Annotated in this window: 17 protein-coding genes; 4 read left to right on the top strand and 13 right to left on the bottom strand. The window is 65.7% G+C overall.

All coding sequences use genetic code 11. From position 1 onward, the window contains the following. Positions 1-431 precede the first annotated feature (431 nt). From glgB to NNX34_RS15940, 3 genes are read right to left on the bottom strand one after another with little or no spacing between them, the layout of a single operon-like run. Positions 432-4,154 (bottom strand): 1,4-alpha-glucan branching protein GlgB, encoded by a 3,723-nt coding sequence (glgB, locus tag NNX34_RS15950; RefSeq protein ID WP_255767511.1) that lies wholly within the window; start codon positions 4,152-4,154, stop codon positions 432-434. Continuing rightward, positions 4,151-5,920 (bottom strand): maltose alpha-D-glucosyltransferase, encoded by a 1,770-nt coding sequence (gene treS / locus NNX34_RS15945; protein ID WP_255767510.1) that lies wholly within the window; start codon positions 5,918-5,920, stop codon positions 4,151-4,153. Before treS ends, glgB begins: the two co-directional genes overlap by 4 nt. Beyond that, positions 5,920-7,971 (bottom strand): alpha-1,4-glucan--maltose-1-phosphate maltosyltransferase, encoded by a 2,052-nt coding sequence (locus tag NNX34_RS15940; protein WP_255767509.1) that lies wholly within the window; start codon positions 7,969-7,971, stop codon positions 5,920-5,922. Before NNX34_RS15940 ends, treS begins: the two co-directional genes overlap by 1 nt. Before the next feature lie 169 nt (positions 7,972-8,140). Between NNX34_RS15940 and glgP the strand changes: the two genes are divergently transcribed. Continuing rightward, entirely contained in the window at positions 8,141-10,765 is a 2,625-nt protein-coding gene (gene glgP, locus NNX34_RS15935) for an alpha-glucan family phosphorylase (RefSeq protein ID WP_255767508.1), read from the top strand. Positions 10,766-11,044: 279 nt separating this feature from the next. Here glgP and glgX read toward each other — a convergent pair whose 3' ends face one another. The 6 genes from glgX to NNX34_RS15905 all read right to left on the bottom strand — a co-directional run bounded on the left by glgX (position 11,045) and on the right by NNX34_RS15905 (position 17,603). Further along, complete coding sequence (glgX, locus tag NNX34_RS15930; protein WP_255767507.1) at positions 11,045-13,183, bottom strand: glycogen debranching protein GlgX; 2,139 nt, start codon at positions 13,181-13,183, stop codon at positions 11,045-11,047. 34 nt (positions 13,184-13,217) lie between these two features. Beyond that, entirely contained in the window at positions 13,218-14,222 is a 1,005-nt protein-coding gene (gene rlmB, locus NNX34_RS15925) for a 23S rRNA (guanosine(2251)-2'-O)-methyltransferase RlmB (RefSeq protein ID WP_255767506.1), read from the bottom strand. A gap of 81 nt (positions 14,223-14,303) precedes the next feature. Then, complete coding sequence (cysS, locus tag NNX34_RS15920) at positions 14,304-15,728, bottom strand: cysteine--tRNA ligase (RefSeq protein ID WP_255767505.1); 1,425 nt, start codon at positions 15,726-15,728, stop codon at positions 14,304-14,306. 29 nt (positions 15,729-15,757) lie between these two features. Beyond that, complete coding sequence (gene ispF / locus NNX34_RS15915; RefSeq protein WP_255767504.1) at positions 15,758-16,255, bottom strand: 2-C-methyl-D-erythritol 2,4-cyclodiphosphate synthase; 498 nt, start codon at positions 16,253-16,255, stop codon at positions 15,758-15,760. A 1-nt stretch (position 16,256) separates the two neighbouring features. Then, a complete protein-coding gene (gene ispD, locus NNX34_RS15910; protein ID WP_255767503.1) occupies positions 16,257-17,033 on the bottom strand; it encodes a 2-C-methyl-D-erythritol 4-phosphate cytidylyltransferase in 777 nt (258 codons plus the stop codon). A gap of 87 nt (positions 17,034-17,120) precedes the next feature. Continuing rightward, positions 17,121-17,603, bottom strand: a complete 483-nt coding sequence (locus tag NNX34_RS15905; protein WP_066300159.1) for a CarD family transcriptional regulator — start codon at positions 17,601-17,603, stop codon at positions 17,121-17,123. Between the two features lie 256 nt (positions 17,604-17,859). On the opposite strand from NNX34_RS15905, the gene NNX34_RS15900 reads away from it, so the two are divergent. Beyond that, positions 17,860-18,399 (top strand): hypothetical protein, encoded by a 540-nt coding sequence (locus NNX34_RS15900; protein WP_255767502.1) that lies wholly within the window; start codon positions 17,860-17,862, stop codon positions 18,397-18,399. A 75-nt stretch (positions 18,400-18,474) separates the two neighbouring features. Here NNX34_RS15900 and NNX34_RS15895 read toward each other — a convergent pair whose 3' ends face one another. Continuing rightward, positions 18,475-19,161, bottom strand: a complete 687-nt coding sequence (locus NNX34_RS15895) for a response regulator transcription factor (protein ID WP_255767501.1) — start codon at positions 19,159-19,161, stop codon at positions 18,475-18,477. Continuing rightward, on the bottom strand, positions 19,158-20,318 hold the full coding sequence (locus tag NNX34_RS15890; protein WP_255767500.1) for an ATP-binding protein: 1,161 nt from the start codon (positions 20,316-20,318) through the stop codon (positions 19,158-19,160). The genes NNX34_RS15895 and NNX34_RS15890 overlap by 4 nt, the downstream gene beginning before the upstream one ends. A gap of 203 nt (positions 20,319-20,521) precedes the next feature. Between NNX34_RS15890 and phoU the strand changes: the two genes are divergently transcribed. Further along, entirely contained in the window at positions 20,522-21,184 is a 663-nt protein-coding gene (gene phoU / locus NNX34_RS15885; RefSeq protein WP_255767499.1) for a phosphate signaling complex protein PhoU, read from the top strand. Between the two features lie 98 nt (positions 21,185-21,282). On the opposite strand, the gene NNX34_RS15880 is transcribed toward phoU, so the two are convergent. After that, complete coding sequence (locus tag NNX34_RS15880) at positions 21,283-22,035, bottom strand: phosphoglyceromutase (RefSeq protein ID WP_255767498.1); 753 nt, start codon at positions 22,033-22,035, stop codon at positions 21,283-21,285. 362 nt (positions 22,036-22,397) lie between these two features. Between NNX34_RS15880 and NNX34_RS15875 the strand changes: the two genes are divergently transcribed. After that, positions 22,398-23,159, top strand: a complete 762-nt coding sequence (locus NNX34_RS15875) for a class I SAM-dependent methyltransferase (RefSeq protein ID WP_227923795.1) — start codon at positions 22,398-22,400, stop codon at positions 23,157-23,159. A 139-nt stretch (positions 23,160-23,298) separates the two neighbouring features. On the opposite strand, the gene NNX34_RS15870 is transcribed toward NNX34_RS15875, so the two are convergent. Next, a complete protein-coding gene (locus NNX34_RS15870; RefSeq protein WP_255767514.1) occupies positions 23,299-23,622 on the bottom strand; it encodes a DUF2516 family protein in 324 nt (107 codons plus the stop codon). Positions 23,623-23,631 lie beyond the last annotated feature (9 nt).

The raw sequence follows: 23,631 nt of genomic DNA, 5'->3' as shown, positions 1-23,631 counted from the left end.
GAAACCGGCTAAAAAAACCGTCCCATACCCACGGGGTGGGCGGAAACGGCCTGTTCAACCAATCAAAATAAATTGGTATCAATAAACTTGGCACACTATTGAGTTCTCAAACAACAGACTGCTTCCGGCACCAGCAGGCGATCCTCAAGGGGATCTAAGCTCTGCGTCGCTCCGGAGCAACTTTTCTATCTTAGCCACACTGTCCGGTGGGTGTCAATCCGGCCGTTGATCCATCCGGCGAACCGGCGGGAAGCTAGTTCCCGGACCCACGACTGAAGGTTGAAACCCGTGGGATCCGGTCTCCTGGTTCAATGTCCAGGATCTCATTTCCCTCGATCAGCGCGGGTATTAACTCTAGCACGGTTTTTGGGCGGCTGCGCACCCGGTGCAGGCCCGGCCTCTTTCAAGGAGGCCGGGCCGCGCGGAGCTGCTTACGGCTTGGGAACCAGGTACAGCACGCCAAGCGGAGGAACGGTCAGCGTGGCGGAGGCCGGCTGGCCGTTGCAGGCACCTTCAACGGCGTGCACAACGCCCAGGTTCCCTACCCCGGAACCGCCGAACTCAGCGGCGTCGGTATTCAGTGCTTCCACCCACTCGCCGGCCCACGGCATTCCCAGCCGGAAGTCCTGGTGCGGGGCGCCGGCGAAGTTGGCTACGCAGACCACCGGATTTCCCTGGTGGTCCCAGCGGATGAACGAAAGTACATTGCGGGCGCCGTCGTTCTCATTGATCCACTGGAAGCCCGCCGGCTCATTGTCCCGTGCGGACAGCGCCGGAGTGCTGCGGTAGATCTCGTTGAGCTGCTTCACCATCAGCTGGACGCCCTTATGCTGCGGGGTGTCCGTCAGGTACCAGTCCAGTCCGTACTGCTCAGACCATTCCGCTTCCTGGCCAAACTCGGTGCCCATGAAGATCAGCTGCTTGCCCGGGTGCGCCCACTGGAATGCAAGGTAGGCGCGAAGGTTAGCCAGCTGCTGCCACCGGTCACCTGGCATCTTGCGCAGCAGGGAACCCTTGCCATGCACTACTTCGTCATGGCTGATGGGCAGCAGGAAGTTCTCCGTGTACGCGTAGACCAGGGAGAAGGTCAGCTGGGCATGGTGGTAGACCCGGTTGATCGGATCCTCGGACATGTACTGGAGGGTGTCGTGCATCCAGCCCATGTTCCATTTGAGCCCGAAGCCCAGCCCGCCGGTGCTGGTGGGACGGGTGACGCCGGGGAAGGCAGTGGATTCCTCGGCGATCATCACAATGCCGGGCACCCGCTTATAGGCGGTCGCGTTGACTTCCTGGAGGAAGGAGATCGCTTCCAGGTTCTCCCGGCCACCGTGGATGTTGGGGGTCCACTGGCCTTCCGGCCGCGAGTAGTCCAGGTAAAGCATGGATGCCACGGCATCCACCCGGAGTCCGTCCACATGGAACTCTTCGAGCCAGTAGATCGCATTCGCGACAAGGAAGTTGCGTACTTCCCGGCGGCCGAAGTCGAAGACAAGGGTTCCCCAGTCCAACTGCTCGCCGCGGAACGGGTCGCCGTGCTCGTAGAGCGTCTGGCCGTCGAACTTCGCCAGCGCCCAGGGGTCCTTGGGGAAGTGGGCCGGAACCCAGTCCAGAATGACGCCGATGCCGGCCTGGTGCAACCGGTCCACGAGGTAGCGGAATTCATCCGGATGCCCGAACCGAGCGGTGGGGGCAAAGTAGGAAGTCACCTGGTAACCCCATGACCCGCCGAAGGGGTGCTCGGCTACGGGCATCAGTTCCACGTGGGTGAAGCCCTGCCACTGGACGTATTCGGCCAGCTGGTCGGCCATTTCCCGGTAGTTCAGTCCCAGGCGCCAGGAACCCAGGTGCACCTCGTACACGCTCATCGGCGAATTGTGCGGATCCCGGGTGGCCCGGGTCTCCATCCATTCGGCATCGCCGAACTCATAGGTGGACTCGACCACGCGGGAACCGGTCAGCGGCGGCACCTCGGTGCCCTTGGCCATGGGGTCGGCCTTTTCCCGCCAGACGCCGTCGCTGCAGAGGATTTCATATTTGTAGCGGGCACCCGGTTCCACACCGGGCAGGAAGATTTCCCAGACGCCGGAGCTGCCGAGGGAACGCATCGCGTTGATGGTGCCATCCCAGCCGTTGAAATCGCCCTTGACCCGTACCGCGCGGGCGTTGGGGGCCCAGACTGCGAAGCTGACGCCGGAGATGTCGCCCAGCACGGAATCGTAGTGGTGCAGGTTCGCGCCGAGGACCGTCCACAGGTTTTCGTGCCGGCCTTCACCAATCAGGTGCAGGTCAATGTCGCCCAAGGTCGGGAGGAACCGGTACGGATCGTCGAACAGCTGGGGCTCGCCGCCGTCGTACGTCACTTCCACCCGGTAATCCGGAACGGTGCCCGGCGTCGAAGCCGGAAGGGTGCCTACCCAGATGCCGTTGTACTCGTGCTGCAGCGGTACCCGGTTTTCGGGAGTCACGACCACGACTTCGCGCGCCAGCGGACGCAGCGTTCGAATGGTTACGGTTCCGGAGTCATCCGGGTGGGCGCCCAGGACCGCGTGCGGCTGGTAGTAGCGGCCTTCGGACACGGCCTGAAGCACGTCCTCGGAAACCGGAATGGGCTCGGTGGAGACGGGAACGTCGGGCACCTCGGGCTCTGCGGTAGCGGATGTGGACCGCGACTTGCGTGGCTTATTCACTGTGCTCTCTTCCTGGCTCTCGTCCGCGCGTGCTGCGTTCTCGGCCTGCGCCAGAATGTGGCGGACGGCCGTCGCCGGCACGCTGATCCAGCGGGGGCGGTTTCGCATCTCGTAGACAACTTCGTACAGCGCCTTGTCCAGCCACAGGGCCAGGAACAGGGGGTCGCTGCGGTTGATGGTGGTGCCGGTTTCCTTCTCGTAACCGCGAAGGAAGGCGTCTGCCGCGGCTGCTGCCCACCGGTGGGCGGACTCGTTGCGCTCCTGCACGGATGCGGCCGGTTCGCCGGTACCCTCGGCGCCGTCGATCAGGGCGACGCCGGCGGCGTAGTCGATCGAGCGCAGCATGCCCACGACGTCGCGCAGCGGCGCATCGGGGACACTGCGTTCGGCGGCGGGCCGCAGCGGCTCGCCCTCGAAGTCAAGGACGATCCAGCCCCGGTCGGGCACCCGCAGCACCTGTCCAAGATGGTAATCGGCATGGATGCGCTGCAGGTTGGGCAACGCCTGCAGGTTGCGAACCTGCTCCAGCAGGTACTCCACGGCATCGTCAAAAGGCCCGACGACGTCCCGTGCTTCCGCCCACGCCCACCGAATCCGGGAACTGAGGGATTCGAGGAATTCCTCGCGTTCCACCGGGCTGGGAGGCCGGCTGCCGAATGCTGCTGCCAACTGCTGGTGGATGCGGCCGGTGGCCGCACCCAACTCCTCGGCCTCCGTGGTGAAATCCCGGCCGGCAAGGGCCGCCGAGGAAGCGGTCCGCCAGGCGTCTTCGCTGCCAGGGAAGAATTCCCGCAGCACGGACAGGTGCCCGGTCAGCAGTATCTCGCCGGAGTCGTCCGCCGGGTCCGTCCAGGAACCGGTCACCCAGCCGTAGGTGGCCGGAACGTCCACCGAGCCGACCTCGGTCAGCCGTGCGCTGACTTCGACGTCCGGACTCTCCCCGGCGGCCACCACGCGGTAGAACTTCACGATCAACGGGGCTTCAGGGGCCTGCACAATCACGGAGGTGTTGGACTGTTCGCCCTTCAGGACCTTGGTGGGCAGCGGCGCCCGGAACGGCGCCCAGTCGGCGAAGCCGTCCAGGGCGAAGCCGTGCGTATGCCCGTCCAGGGACGACGCCTGGGAACGCATCAGTTCCAGCCAGGCGGTGACGAAGACCGGGTCGGCGGTCGCGTCGTACAGCCACCGCTCCCCCAGGTCTTCCTCATGCGCCCGGCCCAGCAGTGCGGCTTCCAACTCGGGGACAGGTGCGCTCCGGTAGCTCACCGGCACGCTGATGACGTCACGGCGGTCCCCGGAGGCGACGGCGATGAGGTGGACTTCAAGTCCAACCTCGCCGGCCGGATCCTCGAGCCGGATCCCGCCGACCCTTTCCAGCAGGACTTCGCGGCCCTTTGCAGGGAACCAGCGTTGCCCGGGGAGCCAGGACGTCAGCATTTCGGGCAGGGACGGCGTCAACGGACTCATCTCCGTGCCGCCTCCGAGATCGGAATCATGGGGATGGCTTCGGTCTGGGGCGACGAAGTGTCAGACTTCACCGACCGCAGGCGCAGCCAATAGAAGTCGTGGCTGCCCAGGGTCAGCGTCAGGGAACCGTCTTCTCCGATGGTGGGGAAGAGCGTGCCGCCGAAAGCGTCCCGCAGTCCGCGGTTGGCGAACTCCGGCAGCTTCATGGACGCGGAGATGGGGTGCTGGGAGAGGTTGAAGATACACAGCACTGTCTCGCCCACCTCGCCCTCCGGGTTGTTGTCCGGCAGTTCGCGCACGAAGGCCAGGGCTGCTTCGGCATCGGTCGGCACGTTGCGGTAGGACCCCAGGCCGAAGGCCGGGTGGGCGCGGCGGACCATGATCATCTGCCGGATCCAGTGCAGCAGCGAACTCGAGCTGGCCAGCTGCGCTTCCACATTGACGTGGTTGTAGTGGTAAACCAGCGACTGCACCACCGGCAGGTACAGCTTGCCGGGATCGGCGGTGGAGAATCCGGCATTGCGGTCCGGGTTCCACTGCATGGGTGTGCGGGAAGAATCGCGGTCTTCCAGCCAGATGTTGTCCCCCATGCCCAGCTCATCGCCGTAGTACAGGAACGGGCTGCCGGGCAGGGCCAGCAGCATCGCGTGGATCAGCTCGATCTCCGACCGGGAGTTGTCCAGCAGCGGAGCCAGTCGGCGTCGGATGCCGATGTTGGCCCGCATGCGGGAATCCGGCGCGTACCAGCCGAGCATCGCCTGGCGCTCCTCATTGGTGACCATTTCCAGCGTCAGCTCGTCATGGTTGCGCAGGAAGGTTCCCCACTGTGCGCCGGCCGGAATCTCCGGGGTCTCTTCCATTGTCTGGATGATCGGAGCGGCCTTCTGGTCCCGCAGCGCGTAGAACAGGCGCGGCATGATCGGGAAGTGGAAGCACATGTGGCACTCGTCGCCGGTTTCGTCGCCGAAGTACTCCACCACTTCGTGCGGCATCTGGTTAGCCTCGGCGATGATGACGCGGCCCGGGTAGTTCTCGTCGACCATGGTGCGCAGGTCCTTGAGGAACCGGTGCGTGGCCGGGAGGTTTTCACAGTTCGTGCCGTCCTCTTCGAAGAGGTACGGGATCGCGTCGGCCCGGAATCCGTCGATGCCCTGGTCCAGCCAGAAGCGGACGACGTCGAAGATCGCCTCGACCACCTTGGGGTTCTCGAAGTTCAGGTCCGGCTGGTGGCTGAAGAACCGGTGCCAGAAGAACTGCCGGCGGACCGGGTCGAAGGACCAGTTCGATTCCTCGGTGTCCACGAAGATGATGCGGGCGTCTTCGTACTTCTGGTCCGTGTCGGACCAGACGTAGAAGTCCCCGTAAGGACCGTCCGGGTCGCTGCGGGACTCCTCGAACCACGGGTGCTTGTCCGAGGTGTGGTTCAGCGGGAGGTCGATGATGACGCGCAGTCCGCGGGCGTGTGCTTCTGCAACCAGGCGCTTGAAGTCGCTGATGGTCCCGAATTCGTCGAGGACATCGTAGTAGTCGGAGATGTCATAACCGCCGTCACGCAGCGGTGACTTGAAGAACGGCGGCAGCCAGAGGCAATCGATGCCCAGCCACTGCAGGTAGTCCAGCTTTTCGATCAGGCCGCTGAAGTCACCTGATCCATCCCCGTTGGCGTCCGCGAAGCCGCGGACCAGTACCTCATAGAAAACGGCCTTGCGGTACCAATGAGGGTCATTGGTCAAGCCGGGTGCGTGCAGTTGAAACGGGTTGGGCACTAGGAGTTCCTCCGAACTGACAGGATGTGCGCGGGTTCAAAGTGGGCGTCCAGGCGGACGTAATTGTGGGCTCCCCAGCGCCAGCTCTGGCCGCTGATCAGGTCATCCACCCAGAAGGTGCCGTCTTCGTTCAAATCCTGCGGGGCGAGGTGAAGCGCATCGAGGTCGAGCGTGACAGTGGATTCGCGGGCGCTGTGGGGGTCCACGTTAACCACAATAATGAGTGTGTCCCGGCTGGACGGATCGCCGGGGCGGGTCTCTTTGTATTTGGAGTAGACCACGGTGCAGTCGTCGGTGCTGGAGTGCACCGTGAGGTTCTCGAGGTCCCCCAAAGCGGGATGGGTACGGCGGATTTCGTTCAGCCGGGTGATGTACGGGGCGAGGCTGCGGCCTTCAGCTTCCGCTGCGGCGAAGTCCCGCTGCTTGTACTCGAACTTTTCGTTGTCGATGTATTCCTCGGCCCCGGGCCGGGCGACGTGCTCAAACAGCTCGTAGCCGGCGTAGACGCCCCACAGCGGGCTGCCGGTGGCAGCCAGCACGGCGCGGATCTTGAAGGCTCCGGGGCCGCCGAACTGCAGGAATTCGGTGAGGATGTCCGGGGTGTTCACGAAGAAGTTGGGCCGGAAGAAGGCCGACGACTCGCGGGATACCTCGGTGAAGTACTCCTCGATCTCTTCGCGGGTGTTCCGCCAGGTGAAGTAGCTGTAGGACTGCTGGAACCCGGCCTTGGCCAGTGCATGCATCATGGGCGGGCGGGTGAATGCTTCGGCCAGGAAGACCACGCCCGGGTACTCTTCGTTCACCTTGCCGATCAGCCATTCCCAGAACCGCAGCGGCTTGGTGTGGGGGTTGTCCACCCGGAAGATCTGCACGCCGTGGCTGATCCACAGCCGCACGATGCGCAGGATCTCCTGCGAGAGGCCCTCGTAGTCATTGTCGAAGTTCAGGGGATAGATGTCCTGGTACTTCTTCGGGGGGTTCTCGGCGTAGGCAATCGAACCGTCAACGCGGGTCGTGAACCATTCCGGATGGCTGGTCACCCAGGGGTGGTCCGGGGAAGCCTGCAGTGCAAGGTCAATGGCTACCTCAAGACCCAGTTCCCGGGCGCTGCCCACGAACGCGTCGAAGTCCTCGAACGTCCCCAGATCGGGGTGGATGGCATCGTGGCCGCCCTCGGGCGCGCCGATGGCCCAGGGCGAGCCGGGATCCTGCGGGCCGGCAACCAGGGTGTTGTTCGGCCCCTTGCGGTGCGTGGTGCCGATCGGATGGATGGGAGGCAGGTAAATGACGTCGAACTGCATGTCCGCAACGCGCTGCAGGCTGCGAGCAGCGGTGCGGAACGTCCCCGAGGTCCACTCGCGGGTGGCCGGATCCCACTGCGCACCTTCGGATCGGGGGAAGAATTCGTACCAGGCGCCGCGGCCGGCAAGCTCCCGCTCCACCAGGAGGGGGAAGCGGTCCGAGCTGGTGACCAGGTCGCGGATCGGATCGCGGTCGAGAATAGCGGTGACAGCTTCGGTTCCGGCGGCGGCAAGGCGTTCCTCGACCGGCAGCGCGGAGTCTGCGAGCGCTGCCGCAGCGGCGCGGAAGACCTCGGCGTCGGCGCCGCTGCGCTCGGCGGCAGCGGTGATGAACAGCTGGTGGCCTTCGGTGAGCATCAGCTCGACGTCGACTCCGGCGGCGATTTTCACCTCGGCGTTGTGGTGCCAGGTGGCGTAGACGTCCGCCCACCCCTCCACGGCAAAGCTCCAATGGCCCGTGCCGGCCGGGCGCAGCATGCCCTCCCAGCGGTCAAGCCCCAGGCCCACCGGGTGCATCCGGCTGCGGGCCGCGACGGTGCCCTCGGGGTCGTAGAGGACGGCACTGGCCCCTACCAGGTCGTGTCCCTCGCGGAACACGGTGGCCCCTATAACGAGGTCCTCTCCGGGCACGGCTTTGGCGGGGAATCTCCCGTACTCCACTACGGGCGCCACATTGGTGATTGGAATCCGGCCAAACCGGAGATCCTTCGAGGGCAGGTCTTCTGGTGTCAACGCGCTGGATGTGCTCACAGACTAGACGTTATCGAGAATCCGGGCAGAATGCTAAGGCAACGTACTTTTATGGAATCACCGCAGGTCGGCCATGGTTTGGCGGCGTTTTCAAGCAGCCTGGTATTTACCTGATTATTTGTCCGTCATTTTGGTTTATCCGACGCGTTAGTGCGCTAGCGTGACCGGGGTGAAGGCTATCCGCAGATTTACCGTCCGAACCGTCCTCCCGTCCAGCATCGCCCCATTGGGGAAGCTGGCCTCGAACCTCCGGTGGTCCTGGCACCAGCCGACGCTCAGGTTGTTTGAAAGCATCGACCCTGCTGCCTGGAAGTCCAGCGGCGGGGACCCCGTGAAGCTTCTCGGGACCGTGAGCCGGGAGAAGCTCGAGAGCATTGCACAGGATGAGCACCTGGTCTCCGTGATCGCCGATCTCGGCGCGGACCTGGACAAGTACCTCAACGAGCCCCGCTGGTACCAGGGCCTGGGTGACGACGCCCCGGCGTCCATTGCGTACTTCTCCCCCGAGTACGGCATCAGCGCCGTACTCCCCCAGTACTCCGGCGGCCTGGGGATCCTGGCCGGCGACCATTTGAAGGCCGCCTCCGATCTTGGAGTGCCCCTGGTTGCGGTGGGGCTGCTCTACAAGGCCGGGTATTTCAAGCAGGCACTCTCCCGCGACGGCTGGCAGCTGGAAACCTATCCCGTACTGGACCCCAATGCCCTGCCGTTGACCCTGCTGCGCGAGGAAGACGGCACCCCGGCGAGAATCACCCTGCCGCTCCCGGACAACCGCCAGCTTTCGGCCCAGATCTGGCGTGCCGACGTCGGGCGCGTACCCCTGCTGTTGCTGGACTCGGACGTCATCGGGAACGACGACGCCGCCCGCGGCATCACGGACCGCCTGTACGGAGGAGGCGGAGACCACCGGCTGCAGCAGGAACTGCTGCTGGGCATGGGCGGCGTAAAGGCCCTGCGCGTACACCAGCGGCTCACCGGGGCTCCGCCCGCCGAGGTCTTCCACAGCAACGAAGGCCATGCCGGCTTCCTGGGCGTAGAGCGCATCCGCGAACTGATGGACCAGGGCATGACGTGGGAGGAAGCGCTGACCGTCTCCCGCGCTTCGACGGTATTCACCACGCACACACCGGTCCCGGCCGGTATCGACCGGTTCGAGCAAACACAGATCCGCCACTTCTTCACCGCGGGCCTGGCACAGTCGGTCCCCACCGACAAGATCCTGGCCCTGGGCGCGGAGAACTACGAGGGTGGAGATTCGACCAAATTCAACATGGCAGTCATGGGCCTGCGGCTGGCCCAGCGGGCCAACGGCGTAGCCAAGCTGCACGGCGAAGTCTCCCGGGAGATGTTCTCCGGCCTGTGGCCGGGCTTTGACGTGTCCGAAGTACCGATCACGTCCGTGACCAACGGCGTGCACGTCCCCACCTGGATCGACCCGGAGGTCACTGCCCTCGCCAGCGAAAAGTTCGGCGTCGCCACCGTGCACGACCGCGACTGGGGCAGGGCCTACGAGCTTGATGACAAGGATCTGTGGGACCTGCGGCGGAAGCTGCGCAGCAACCTGGTCCACGACGTCCGGCGCCGCGTCAAGCGCGCCTGGCGGCGGCGCGGTGCCTCTGACGCGGAGCTGGCCTGGACGCAGCACGTGCTGGATCCGGACGTGCTGACCATTGGCTTTGCCCGCCGGGTGCCCACCTACAAGCGGCTGACCCTGATGCTGCGGGACCCGGACCGGCTCAAGGCACTGCTGCTGCATCCCACCCACCCCATTCAGGTAGTTGTGGCCGGCAAGTCCCACCCTGCCGATGAACAGGGCAAGAAAATGATCCAGGACCTGGTGCGCTTCACCGACGACCCTGAGGTCCGGCACCGGATCGTTTTCCTGCCCAACTACGACATTGCGATGGCTCAGACCCTGTTCCCCGGGTGTGACGTGTGGCTGAACAATCCGCTGCGCCCATTGGAAGCCTCCGGCACCTCCGGCATGAAGTCGGCCATCAACGGCGGACTGAACCTCTCCATCCTCGACGGATGGTGGGACGAGATGTTCGACGGCAACAACGGGTGGGCCATCCCCTCCGCCAATCCCAGCAAGGGAACGCGGACCCGGGAGGTCTACAACGCGGACCAGCGGGACGACATTGAGGCAGCCGCGCTTTATGACCTGCTGGAGAACTCAGTGGGGCCCATGTTCTACGGGACGGAGCCGCCGGCCGCTGCCGGCGCGGCCGGTCCTTCGGATCCGCCTACTGATTCCCTGCCGCACGAGTGGCTGGAAATGGTCAAGCACACCCTGGCGGATCTGGGACCGAATGTTTCCGCTTCCAGGATGCTCAAGGACTACGTGAACCGGCTGTACCGGCCCGCCAGTTCTTCCGGACGGTCCATGGCGGCGGACGGGTACACCGCTGCGAAGGAACTCGCCCTGTGGATCACACGGGTACGTGACGGGTGGTCCACTGTGCAGGTGGAAAACGTGGATTCCGTAGGCGTCAGCGAAAACCCGCAGATCGGCGACACCCTGACGGTGCAGGCCTATGTTTCCCTCGGCTCCCTGCGGCCGGAGGACGTCAGCGTGGAAGCCGCCTACGGCATGGTGACCGAGAACGACCGGATCAGCGAGCACCGCATCCAAGAGCTTGCGCCGACGGAAGACCTAGGGTCGGGCCGCCACCTGTTCACGGGCACCATCCGCATCGAGCAGGCCGGACCGTTCGGCTACACCGTCCGAGTGCTGCCGAGGCATTCCGGGCTGGCGTCGAAGGCTGAACTGGGGCTCGTCGTCAACGCTTAGCCGCGCCTTGGTGGCCGCGCCCTGGTGGCCGCGCCTTGGTGTCCGCGCCCTGGTGGCCGCGCCTTGGTGTCCGCGCCGGGCGTTCCGGAACGGCGGCAACGAAAATCCCCGCTCGCAGAGCTCGCGGGAATTATTAAAGCCGCCTAACCCGGAACGTCCGGAGCGGATTGGTGGCGTTCCGCACCTAACGTGGGACGGCCGGAGCCGGCCAGAGGCCTTCCTCACCTAACGTGGGACGGATCGTTGCCGTTGCCCCTCGATGGCGGCTGATCTCAGTGCTCAGGCGCGGTAGAGGCTGATCGAGTTCGCAGGAACGAGATCGGTGGTGCCCGACGGACGGATTTGGCCCCGGCGCTCCCCCGGATCCGAAGCGGTGGAGAAGACGAGTTCGTATCCGGAAGATTCACCAGGGGCAGAAATGTCCTCGAAACCGTTGCCCGTTTCGGCGGCCGCGCTGCGGACCGTCGGTGCGTCCGGAAGCCGGACTTCGACGTCGGACAGCGTGCCGTTGAGGACCATCAACCCGTTCAGCGAACCGTCTCCGGAGCCGATCAGGACCTGCACCACACGGGTGGCGGGATCGCTCCACTGTTCCGGTGTCATGGGCTTTCCCTCCTGATCGAACCAGAGCAGGAAGGACTGCCGGCGGTCGGCCGGGAAGCGGTACGGCTGGCTGGCGAGATATTCGCGGCGCAGGCGCAGCAGCTCACGGGTGGTCGAGAGCATGCGTTGCGCGGCGTCGTCGAGGTTCCAGTTCAGCCAGGAGAGCTCGTTGTCCTGGCAGTACGCATTGTTGTTCCCGCGCTGGCTCCGGCCGATTTCGTCTCCGGCCGTGAGCATGGGCACGCCCAGGGACATGGTGAGCGTAGCCATCAGGTTCCGGGCAGTCAGGCTCCGGGCAGCGTTGATCCGTTCATCGTCCGTGGGTCCCTCCATGCCGTGGTTGTAGCTGCGGTTTTCTCCCGTGCCGTCCCGGTTTTCTTCACCGTTGGCTTCGTTGTGCTTGCGCTCGAACATGGTCAGGTCGGAGAGGGTGAACCCGTCGTGGGCCGTGACAAAGTTGATCGAGGCCAGCGGTGTCCGGCCGGAGTGGACGAAGAGTTCGGCGGAACCGGCCAATGCACCCGCCAGCCGCGCCAGGGAACCTCCTTCCCGCCCCGCGGCAACGTCCGCTTGGCCGCGAAGCCAAAAGTCCCGGACAATGTCGCGGAAGTGGTCGTTCCAGTCGGCCCAGCCCTGCGGGAACCGGCCGGTTTGCCAGCCGTCCGGCCCCACGTCCCACGGCTCCGAGATCAGCTTTACGTCCTGCAGCACGGAGTCGGCTGCCACTGCTACGAGGAAAGGGTGCCTCGGATCGAACCGGCCGTCTGCGCCGCGGCAGAGCGAGGGGGCGAGGTCGAAGCGGAAACCGTCCACGTGGTACTCCTGCACCCAGTAGCGCAGGGAGTCCAGCGCCAGCTGGATGATCCGGGGTTCGCTGAAGTCCAGGGTGTTTCCGCAGCCCGTGGTGTCTACGTACCCACCGTCCGGGCCGTGCCGGTAATAGGTTTCGTCTCCCAGTCCGCGCCAGCTCAGCGCGGGCTGGTCGGGCTCACCCTCGGCCGTGTGGTTGTACACCACGTCCAGCAGGACTTCGATGCCGGCCTCGTGAAGGGACTTCACCATCCCCTTGAGCTCATCCTGCACCGCCTGGGCGCCGGCTTCCCGCGCGGCCCGCGTGGCGTAGGCATCATGCGGGGCGAAGAACCCGAGTGTGTTGTAACCCCAGTAATTTGCCAGCCCCAGCTCCTGCAGGTGCAGTTCGTCGGCATGGAAATGCACCGGCAGCAGTTCCACCGCAGTGATGCCCAGGTCCTGCAGGTACTGGACCATCACCGGGTGCCCCATGCCGGCGTAGGTGCCCCGGAGCTCTTCCGGAATCCCGGGATGCAGCATGGTCTGGCCCCGAACATGGGCCTCATAGATGACGGTGTCCCGCCAGGGGGTATGGGGACGGCGGACGGTGCCCCAGTCAAAGTCCCCGGCGGTGTACACCGAGTAATAGACCTGGCTCCCCTGCACCGGATCCGCTTCGATGCCGCGCCCGTAGGGGTCCAGCAACAGCTGGAAGCTGCCAGGCTCTGCCGGAAGGGACCGGCCCCGCGGCCAGAAGCCGTAGCGGCTTCCGGGCCGCAGGCCGTACACCCGGCCGTGGTGGATCCCGAGGACAGTGTCCGTCAGCGGGGCCGTGGACCAGTGGCCGGGAGCCGTCTCGTAGTACACATCGACGGCGGGCAGGCCCGGGGCGTAAACGGAGACATTGACGGCATCAGGGATGTCAGGCACACCTGAAACGGTGTGCCTGACGCCTAGCGGCAAGGGCCGCGAGTCCCGCTTCGAGGCGCTGCCCGCGGTGGTTCCGCCGATCACGTGTTCCATGTACGCCCTTTGCTGCCGGTGACCCCGGCCCGGATTAGGAGGAACGCTGCCGGGAGATTTCGTACAGGGTGATGCCGACGGCCATGGACGCGTTGAGCGACTCCATGGCGGAGTCGATGGGGATGGAGACAATCTGGTCGCAGTTCTCCCGGACCAGGCGGGACAGGCCCTTCCCCTCGGAACCCACCACGATGCAGATCGGTTCCTTGGCCAGCACGATGGCGGGAAGCGATACATCGCCGTCGCCGTCCAGGCCCAGGACGAAAATACCCATCTTCTTGAACGTCTTGAGGGTGTTGTTCAGGTTGCCGGCACGTGCCACGGGGACGCGGACGGCAGCACCGGCGCTGGTCTTCCACGCCGAGGCGGTGACGCCCACCGCCCGGCGTTCCGGAACGACGACGCCGTGTGCGCTGAAGGCCGAGGCAGACCGGATGATCGCGCCGAGGTTGCGCGGATCGGTGATGCCGTCCAGGGCGACGAAGAGCGGCGCGTTGCGGATGTGGCCCTTCTTCCAGGCCTCAAGGGTCTCGGAGGCGAGGTCGGTGGGGTCGGCGTACTCGTACGGCGGGATCTGCAGGACAAGGCCCTGGTGAACGGCCTCGTTGGTCATGCGGTCCAGCTCGGGCTTGTGCGTTTCCATCACCGGCAGGCCGCGTTCGGCTGCCATCTTCAGGGATTCCCGGACCCGGTCATCCATGTCGATACGGACGGCAACGTGCAGTGCCTTCGCCGGGATGCCCGCGCGCAGCGCTTCCACGACGGAGTTGCGGCCGGTAACGACTTCCTCAGCCACCTTGCCGCGGACGTTGGTGCCGCTGCGGCCGCCGGCACGGGCATCGCCGCGCTTGGCGTCGCCGTGCTTGGCTGCGGACCGCTCAGCAAGCTGCTTGCTCTTGAACGCCTTGTGGTACGGGCGTTCTTCAGCCTTGGGTGTGGGGCCCTTGCCCTCGAGGGCCTTGCGGCCGAGCCCGCCGGTACCGCCGCTGGGGCCCTTCTTGGCTTTGCGCATTGCGCCGGGACGTCCATTGTTGGCCATCGGTTACACCTTTACTAGAAGAAAGCATTCACTTCCAGTTTACGCAGTCCGCGGCCGGGTTGGCGGACACCGCTGCTGGACTCAGGCGACACTCCATGTAACGCCGTCGGCGCCGTCCTCCACGGTGATGCCGGCGGCAGCCAGCGAATCGCGGATCGCGTCGGCCCGGGCCCAGTCCTTTGCGGCCCGCGCAGCGTTCCGTTCGGCGAGCCGGTCCTGCACCAGGGCGTCCAGTGCGGCGTCGGCGGGACCGGACTGCGCTGCGGCGTCCGTCGCGTCGTCCAGGCCCAGGACGGAGGTCATCGCCCGCACCTGTCCCAGCGCGCGCTGAACGGTTTCATTGTCGCCGGCGGCAAGGGCCGTGTTACCGGCGCGCACGGTTTCATGCAGCACGGCCAGGGCCTGGGGAACATTCAGGTCATCGTCCATGGCGGCAGCGAAGGCATCCGGAACCGCGGCGGGCGCGGCGTCGACCTTCGCAGCAGCCTTGGCAAGGAACCCGTCGATACGCTCGACGGCGGCGGCCGCCTCCTGAAGGGACGTCGGCCGGTAGTCCAGCACCGAACGGTAATGGGCCTGGCCCAGGTAATACCGGACCACGCGGGGGGTGGCCTGCTCCAGCATTTGAGTCGGGCTGATGGTGTTGCCGATGGACTTGGACATCTTCTCGCCCTCGAAGGTGACCATGCCGTTGTGCATCCAGAAGTTCGCGAAGCCGTGGCCCGCGGCCTGGGACTGCGCCATCTCGTTCTCGTGGTGCGGGAAGCGCAGGTCCAGCCCGCCGCCGTGGATATCGAACTCGGTACCGAGGTACTTGGTGACCATGGCGGAGCACTCCAGGTGCCAGCCCGGGCGTCCGCGGCCCCAGGGGCTGTCCCAGGACGCGGTCTCCGGCTCGCCCTCCTTATGCCCCTTCCACAGCGCGAAGTCCCGCGGATCACGCTTGCCCCGGGGGCCGGCGTCGGGCGCTGCCTGCATGTCATCGATGTTCTGGCGGGTCAGCGACCCGTACTTCTGCCAGGAGCGCACATCGAAGTAAACGTCGCCGGAAGCGTCCAGGGCCGGGTAGGCGTGTCCGCGCTCGATCAGGGCCGCAATCAGCGCATGCATCTCCGGGATGTGTCCCGTGGCGCGCGGTTCGTAGGTGGGTCGCTGGACGCCGAGCGTGTCGTAGGCCTTGGCGAACTCCTGCTCGAACCGGTAGGCCAGCGCCCACCAGGGTTCGTCCGGGACGACGCCGGGAGCCGGTTCGGCGCCCACGGAGTCGGCTGCCTTGGCCAGGATCTTGTCGTCAATATCCGTCACATTGCGGACCACGGTGACCTGCAGCCCGCGGTAACGCAGCCAGCGGGTGAGCTGGTCAAAGGCGATGGCGGAGCGGATGTGCCCTACGTGCGGGAGCCCCTGCACGGTGGCACCGCAGTAGTAGAGGCTGGCCTTGCCTTCAACCAGGGGAACGAAGTCCCGGACCTGCGCTGTTGCGGTGTCATAGAATCTCAAGCTCACTGCTCTAGGCTAGCCGAAACCGCGCGCCCTCAGTCAGCGGCCGTTGCAGCGGCAGCGACGACGGCGGTAGCCACCGCGGCGATCCCCTCGCCGCGGCCGGTGAAGCCCAGACGGTCGGTGGTGGTGGCGGATACGCTGACCGGCGCGCCGGCAGCCGCACTCAGGACCGCTTCAGCCTCGGCCCGGCGGGGACTGAACTTGGGCCGGTTGCCGATCAGCTGCACGGCGATGTTGCCGATCTCGAAACCCGCCGCCCGCACAATGCGGGCAGCCTCGCCGAGGAGTACTGTCCCTGCAGCGCCGGCGTATTCCGGCCGGTCGGTGCCGAAGTGGGTCCCCAGATCCCCCAGCCCGGCAGCCGAGAACAGTGCGTCTGCGGCGGCGTGGGCCACCGGATCGCCGTCGGAGTGCCCGGCCAGGCCCCGCTCGCCTTCCCACTGAAGGCCGGCTACCCAGAGCGGCCGCGGTGCGTCGTCGGGCGCGAAGGCGTGTACATCGACGCCGATTCCGGTGCGTGGCAGGGCCATTTCAGTCCTCCTGGCGGTGGTGCCCGCCGGCCAGGATCGCTTCCGCGAGCACCAGGTCCAGCGGAGTGGTGATTTTCAGGGACAGCTGTGAACCTTCGACCACGTAGACCTCGGCCCCCAGGGACTCCACGAGCATGGCGTCGTCGGTGACGGCCGCTGCCGTGGCCGTGTCGAAGGAGAGAGCCGCGTCGTGGGCCCGGCGGAGCAGGGCCGCGTCGAAGCCCTGCGGGGTCTGCACGGCACGCAGCCGGGAACGGTCGGGCGTCCCGGTGACAAGGCGCGCGGCGACCGAGGAGGTCCCGGAGGCCGCCGCCTCGGCAGCCGGCACGGGTGCCGTGTCCTTGACGGTATCCACCACCGGTATGGCAGGAATGACCGCCGAGGCACCCGCAGCCAGTGCTGCTGCCACGCGGTGGAACACCTCCGGCGGCGTCAGCGCACGGGCTGCGTCGTGGACCAGCACCGCGTCCAGGTCCGCGGGCAGCGCCTTCAGCGCAGCCCGGACGGATTCGGGTCGGGTGGCTCCGCCGTCGACCGCTTGGACAGGGGCCGGGAACCGGTCACAGATGCTGCGCATCACGGTGTCACCGGCCGGCACGGCGACGGCAATGGCGGCGGCGATATCGGCGGATTGGACGGCGCGGAGGGCGTGGACGAGCATGGGCTCCCCGGCAAGCGGAACCTGGGCCTTGGGCATGCCGTAGCCAAGCCGCTGGCCGGATCCTCCGGCTACAACGACGACGCCGATCCGCGGCGGGCGGGAAGGGGTAGTGGACACCGTTCCAGCCTAATGCCAGCGGGCTGGCGCTTAAACACTGATTGCCGGCCCCGAAGGACCGGCAATCAGTGAAACTGGCTTGGCTGCCTAGCTCGCGAGGACTTCGTCGAGCACGGCCGCTGCCTGGTCTTCATCCGTCTTTTCAGCAAGCGCCAGTTCCGAAATCAGGATCTGGCGTGCCTTCGCGAGCATTCGCTTCTCGCCGGCGGACAGCCCGCGGTCATGGTCGCGGCGCCAGAGATCGCGGACAACTTCCGCTACCTTGACGACATCGCCTGACGCAAGCTTTTCCAGGTTTGCCTTGTATCGGCGCGACCAGTTAGTGGGCTCTTCAGTGAGCTCGGCGCGCAGGACGTCAAAGACGTGCTCCAGGCCTTCCTTGCCCACTACATCGCGCACCCCAACGAGGTCGACGTTCTCAGCCGGTACTTCTATGGTCAGATCACCCTGGGCCACCTTAAGCTTGAGATACATTTTCTCTTCGCCCTTGATGGTTCGCATCTTGATCTCTTCGATCTTCGCGGCACCGTGGTGAGGATAAACTACTGTTTCGCCAACCTCAAAAACCATGTGGTCTTTCCCCTTTCCCGGGGCTCAGTTTATCAGAGATGCGACACGCCGAGTAGAGTTTTCGCAGGTCAGGTACTGGATGGGCTCCGGTGTAGGTAGTATTCCGCCTTTCACGGGTACTTCTCGGGCATCTCCACTGCTCAGGAACCACCCTCCGCGCCCGCCCAAGAATCCTGTTTTTCGCTGATTTGCCGATAGGCTAGGCAGCAAAGATAGCCTCAGGTCGCTAGACCGCAATACTTCAGGAGTTTGTGCTGTGAGATTCACACCCAAGAACCGGGTCCGGCGCACCGCTGCGGCCGGTGTCATCGCGCTTGCCATGCTGGGAACGGCAGGCTGCAGCGCTGTGAACGAGCAGGCAACCACCATTCAGTACTCGCCTTCGGACGGCATCGCGGAGAACGTTGCCGACCTGCAGCTGCGCAACATCCTCGTGGTCAGCAACGGCTCCGGGGAACCCGGCCGGCTCATCGGCACCGTGCTCAACGACTCCGACCAGGCACAGCGGTTCTCCCTCGACATCGGCGGCACGCCCCTGTCCTGGACGCTGCCGGCCGGCGGCAAGGTCGTCTTCGAGGACGAGGACGAGGAAAACGTCACTGTCGCCACCGTCCGGCAGGAGCCCGGCACCGGCATCAGCGCCGAACTGGCCCTCAACGAAGAAACCAAGGACCTGAACATTCCCGTGGTCAACGGTGACCAGCCGGATTACCGCCCGTACCTGCCGACAGGGTCCGAGTACACGCCGCGACCGGTTGAAACCACCGAGTCCGGGACCTCCGGCGAGGGCCACTAGCAGGACCGGATATCTCCGTAGAACCCGAAAGGGCCGGCGCTGCGGCGCCGGCCCTTTTTCGCACCCTGCCCCGGATCAGGCCTCGAACTTATAGCCCAGCCCGCGTACGGTCACCAGGTGCCGGGGCGCGGAGGAATCCGCCTCGATCTTTGCGCGCAGCCGTTTGACATGGACATCGAGGGTCTTGGTGTCACCCACATAATCTGCTCCCCAGACCCGTTCGATCAGTTGCCCGCGGGTCAGGACCCGGCCGGAGTTCCGCAGGAGCAGCTCCAGCAGCTCGAACTCCTTCAGCGGGAAGGGCACGCTGGTTCCGTTGACCTGCACCACGTGCCGGTCAATGTCCATGCGCACCGGCCCTGCTTCCAGCGCAGCACCGGCAAAGTCCGCTCCCGCTCCTTCCCCGCGGCGCCGGAGCACCGCGCGCACCCGGGCCAGCAGCTCGCGCGAGGAATACGGCTTGGTGACGTAGTCATCAGCGCCGATCTCGAGGCCGACCACCTTGTCGATTTCCGCATCCCGTGCGGTCAGCATAATGACCGGGACATCCGAACGCTGGCGGATCCGGCGGCAGACCTCCGTGCCGGAGAGCCCGGGGAGCATCAGGTCCAGCAGGATCAGGTCCGCGCCGGAGTGTTCAAAGGCGGCGACGGCGTCGGTGCCGTTGTCCACGACGCCAACGTCGAATCCCTCCCGGGCCAGCAGATAGGAGAGGGGATCGCTGAAGGATTCCTCGTCTTCGACAATCAGAATCCGGGTCAAGCGGTAGCTCCCTGTTTCGATTCGCGGATATCTGCGGCGTCCATCTCGGGCAGCCGCACGGTGAAGGTGGATCCGTGCCCCGGGCGGGACCACAGGTCCACCTCGCCGCCGTGGTTGGCCACCACGTGTTTGACGATACTCAGGCCCAGACCGGTTCCGCCCGTGTGCCTCGAACGGGCGGAATCGATCCGGTAGAACCGTTCAAACACCCGTTCCTGTTCTTCGGGAGCGATGCCGGGACCCTGGTCCGTTACAGCCACGTGGGCCATCCCGTTGCGGGACTGCAGTCCGATCCCCACCCTGCTGCCCTCGGGCGAATAGCGGATGGCATTGTCGATCAGGTTCCGGAAAGCTGTGGTCAACATGGGGGCGTCACCGTAAACCGCCGCATCCGACCTGCCACCCACGAGTACCTCGATGTTCTTACTCTCGGCGTTCAGCCGGTTGGCTTCGACGGCGTCCTCGAGAATCCGGTTCACGTCCACCGGTTTGGCGCGGTCCACGATGTCAGTGCTCTGCAGCCGGGACAGTTCGATGATGTCCTGGACCAGGGCGGTGAGGCGGGCGGATTCCCGGTGCATCCGTTTGGCGAACCGGCGGACCGCTTCTTCGTCGCCGGCGGCGTCGTCCAGCGCTTCGGAGAGCAGCGAGATGGCGCCCACCGGCGTCTTGAGTTCGTGGGAAACATTCGCAACGAAGTCGTGGCGGACTTCCTCGGTGCGGGTGATCTCCGTCCGGTCGTCGGCCAGGATCAGCACATATTCCTCCCCCACCGTCGCCACCCGGACCTGCAGAATGAGGGACCCCTCACCGAGCGGACCCCGGGGAAGCTCCAGCCTGGCCTCCTCGATGACGCCGTCGCGGCGTACCCTGGCGCACAGGTCCAGCAGCCGGTCATTGACGATCGTGTGCCGGCGCACCAGACCGAACGCGTAGGCGCCGGGACTGGCCCGGACAACGCCGTCAATGGCATCGGCAACAATGTAGGCGCGCCCGATGACGCCGAGCACTTCCGCAGCGCCCTCGGGGACGGTCGGCTCGGAGATCTCGGCCAACTCCCGCCGCTGGCGCTGGCTGGCCCCGTACGCGAGAACACCGAAAGCACCAACAGCCAGGCCGAGGAGGCCGGCCAGCAAGGCCAGCAGTACAGGATTCACTCTCATAGCTTAGGCCGGTCTTCGCGGCCGGGAAGGAAAGCCGGTGGCTTTGGACCATTCGTTAAACTAACGTTCATCTAAGGGGCCAGTGTGGTTCACCCCCGGCTGACATCCTGCAGGAGCGGCAGTAGGCGCAGGAAGCGCCGGGCCGCACCCGTTCCGCAGATCCCATACGATCCACCCGCTTTTGAGAGGACCCTTCAGTGCGCAAGGTTTTCCAGGCCGAGCTTCATCAAATCGGTGAAGAACTGACCCAGATATCCCAGCTGGTAACGGAGGCGATGCGCAAAGCGACGCTCGCCTTTGAAGGCGCCGATATCGAACTCGCGCAGGACGTCATCGCTGCAGACGCGCGGATCGACTTCCTGCAGAATGACCTGGATGAGCGTGCCATCGACGTTCTCGCCCTGCAGGGGCCGGTTGCCAGTGACCTGCGCATGATCGTCGGATCACTGCGCATGAGCGCCTCGCTGGAACGCATGGGGGACCTGGCCCGGCACATAGCGCAGCTGGCGCGCCTGCGGTACCCGGCCAACGTGGTGCCGGACAACATGGTGCAGACCTTCAGCGAGATGGCGCAGCTGGACATCCGCATTTCCGAACAGCTGACCGAACTGCTGGAGACGCGCAACCTGGAGATGAGCAAGGACATCTACGAGGCCAACAGCCGGATCAACGAACTGCACGCCGGGGTTTTCAAGTCCATTGCCTCCCCGGACTGGAACGTTCCCGCCGTCAGCACCGTGGACCTGACCCTCGCCAGCCGCTACTTCGAGCGCTTTGCGGACCACGGGGTTTCCGTCACCCGCAAGGTCAACTACCTCGTTACCGGTGAATGGCATCCCCTGTCCGAGTCAGGCGTGTAGCGGCCGGGACTCACCACCGGCTTAAAGCATAAAAGGGCGGTCCCCGCGTGGGGACCGCCCTTTCTCATGGCCGGGATTAATGCCGCCGTCCGCAGGTGCTACTTCTTCTTGCCCTGGTTCGCCACGGCCTTGATGGAAGCGGCGGCGGCCTCAGGATCGAGGTAGGTTCCGCCGGCCTTGACCGGCTTCAGGTCCTCATCGAGTTCGTACACCAGCGGGATGCCGGTGGGGATGTTCACGGCGGCGATATCGGCGTCGCTGATCCCGTCCAGATGCTTGACCAGCGCACGCAGGGAGTTGCCGTGCGCGGCAATCATCACCGTCTTGCCGGTACGGATGTCCTTGGAGATGTCCGACTCCCAGTACGGCAGGAACCGTTCCAGGACGTCTTTGAGGCACTCGGTGCGCGGCAGTTCATCGGGGGCCAGGTCCGCGTAACGGGGATCGTGGGCCTGGGAGAAATCACTGTCATCCGGCAGGGGCGGCGGCGGGGTGTCGTAGGAACGGCGCCAGAGCATGAACTGTTCCTCGCCGTACTCGGCCAGGGTCTGTGCCTTGTCCTTGCCCTGCAGTGCGCCGTAGTGCCGCTCGTTCAGGCGCCAGCTGCGCTTGACGTCGATCCAGATGCGGTCAGCCGCGCCCAGGGCCAGGTTCGCCGTGTTGATGGCCCGCTGGAGCCGGGAGGTGTAGAGGATGTCCGGGAGAACGTTGTTCTCAACCAGCAGCTGCCCGCCGCGGAGGGCTTCCTCACGTCCGAGGTCCGTCAGATCCACGTCCACCCAGCCCGTGAAGAGGTTCTTTTCATTCCATTCACTCTGCCCGTGGCGCAGAAGGATCAGTTTGTAGGTCATATAAGCATGGTATCGGAGTGCGTACCGGGCAGGGAGGGCGGCGGCCCTTTAGCCGGGCAGATGAGCGGGGCCCGAACGCGGGGCCGGAAATCTACTGAGCAGATGGCGGGGGTATCAGGCGGGGACCCTCCGGGCGGGATGCACGGGATCCCACCGGATGGTGCTGCTGTTTCTCCTGGGACCCCTTTGGCCGCAGCCGCACCACTGGGTGGGATCCTCCGTCCACAAGCTGCGGCTCAGCCGCACCCCCGGCGTCCATCGCGCCCCGGCACCCGCTGGTTCGGGGCTCCCCTCGGTCAGGGGCATCCCCTTGCGCCCGCTAGCATTGTGTGGTGCAAAAACCGCTAAAACCCGTAGGAACTGTGACCAGGGGCACTACAAATCCCAACCGGCTCCGACGGGTGGACCGCTGGCTGGCCGGACCGGCACGGTGGCGTCTGCGGCAGGCCGCTGATCCGTTGATCGTGGATCTGGGTTACGGCGCCGCGCCTACCACCGCCGTCGAACTCCATGGCCGCCTCGGGCGGGTGCGGGCGGATGTGGAAGTCATGGGGATTGAAATCGACCCGGCCCGCGTCCTGGCAGCCAAACCGCTGGAACGAAAGGGCCTGAGCTTCCGCCAGGGCGGCTTCGAACTGCCTGTGGACGGACGCCGCCCGGTGATGGTCCGCGCCTTTAACGTGCTGCGCCAGTACGCGGAGGAGGACTACGCCCAGCACTGGGACATGGTCTGCTCGCGGCTGGCACCGGGAGGGATTTTCGTGGACGGCACCTGCGACGAAATCGGTCGGCGTGCCACGTGGGTGGAACTGGACGCCTCCGGCCCGGTTTCGCTGAGCATTTCGCTGCGGTTCGGCGCGTTCGAGCGCCCGTCCGATGTTGCCGAACGCCTGCCCAAAGCGCTGATCCACCGCAATGTTCCCGGGGAGCGGGTGCATGCTTTCCTCCAGGCCATGGACCGGGCGTGGGAGGAAGCCGCACCGATGGCCTCCTACGGCAACCGGCATCGCTGGCTGGCGATGTGCAGCGCGCTAAAGGCAGGCGGGGTGCCCCTGCTGACCGGGCCGTCCCGGTGGCGGCTGGGCGAAATCACCGTGGCCTGGGACGCCGTCCGGCCCTCGTAACCGCAACCCCGCCACCTCGCCACCGGAACGGCTGCGCGGAACGGCCGGTTAACGCCGACCGCCGGTTAACGAGGTCCGCCCCGGACCACCCTGCCAGGGTCGGTCCGGGGCGGACTGAAAGTCAGCGGTTTATCGGTGGCTACCAGGGGCCGTAGGGGCCTTGGTTGCTGTTGCCGCGGCCGCGCGAGCTGCCGATGGCAGGCTTCACATCCGCGAGGTACACGCAGGCCGCAATCACGGCTGCCAGCTGGAACAGGATCAGGCTCAGTGACGGCACCAGTGCAGACAGCACGCCGACGGCGGCTGCTCCGCCCGTGAGGCCCAGCCAGAATCCCTTGGTCCGCTTGTAGGCACGCTCAAAGTCGGCGGGCTTGCGCCGCGCACAGTCCAGCAGCGCCCAGAGCTCAATGCCCAGCGCCACTATGCCGAGCACCAGGTAGAGGTAGTACTGAATCATGATCATTAGGGCCAC

Source organism: Arthrobacter sp. zg-Y1116, assembly GCF_024385485.1.
Taxonomy (GTDB): domain Bacteria; phylum Actinomycetota; class Actinomycetes; order Actinomycetales; family Micrococcaceae; genus Arthrobacter_B.
This window is presented reverse-complemented; position numbering and strand designations above follow the sequence as displayed.

Coding starts and splice junctions, on each gene's coding strand:
- NNX34_RS15870 (WP_255767514.1), bottom strand. CDS start 23,622: ATGATCATGATTCAGTACTACCTCTACCTGGTGCTCGGCATAGTGGCG.
- NNX34_RS15880 (WP_255767498.1), bottom strand. CDS start 22,035: ATGACCTACAAACTGATCCTTCTGCGCCACGGGCAGAGTGAATGGAAT.
- glgB (WP_255767511.1), bottom strand. CDS start 4,154: ATGAGTCCGTTGACGCCGTCCCTGCCCGAAATGCTGACGTCCTGGCTC.
- rlmB (WP_255767506.1), bottom strand. CDS start 14,222: ATGGCCAACAATGGACGTCCCGGCGCAATGCGCAAAGCCAAGAAGGGC.
- NNX34_RS15905 (WP_066300159.1), bottom strand. CDS start 17,603: ATGGTTTTTGAGGTTGGCGAAACAGTAGTTTATCCTCACCACGGTGCC.
- ispF (WP_255767504.1), bottom strand. CDS start 16,255: ATGGCCCTGCCACGCACCGGAATCGGCGTCGATGTACACGCCTTCGCG.
- glgX (WP_255767507.1), bottom strand. CDS start 13,183: ATGGAACACGTGATCGGCGGAACCACCGCGGGCAGCGCCTCGAAGCGG.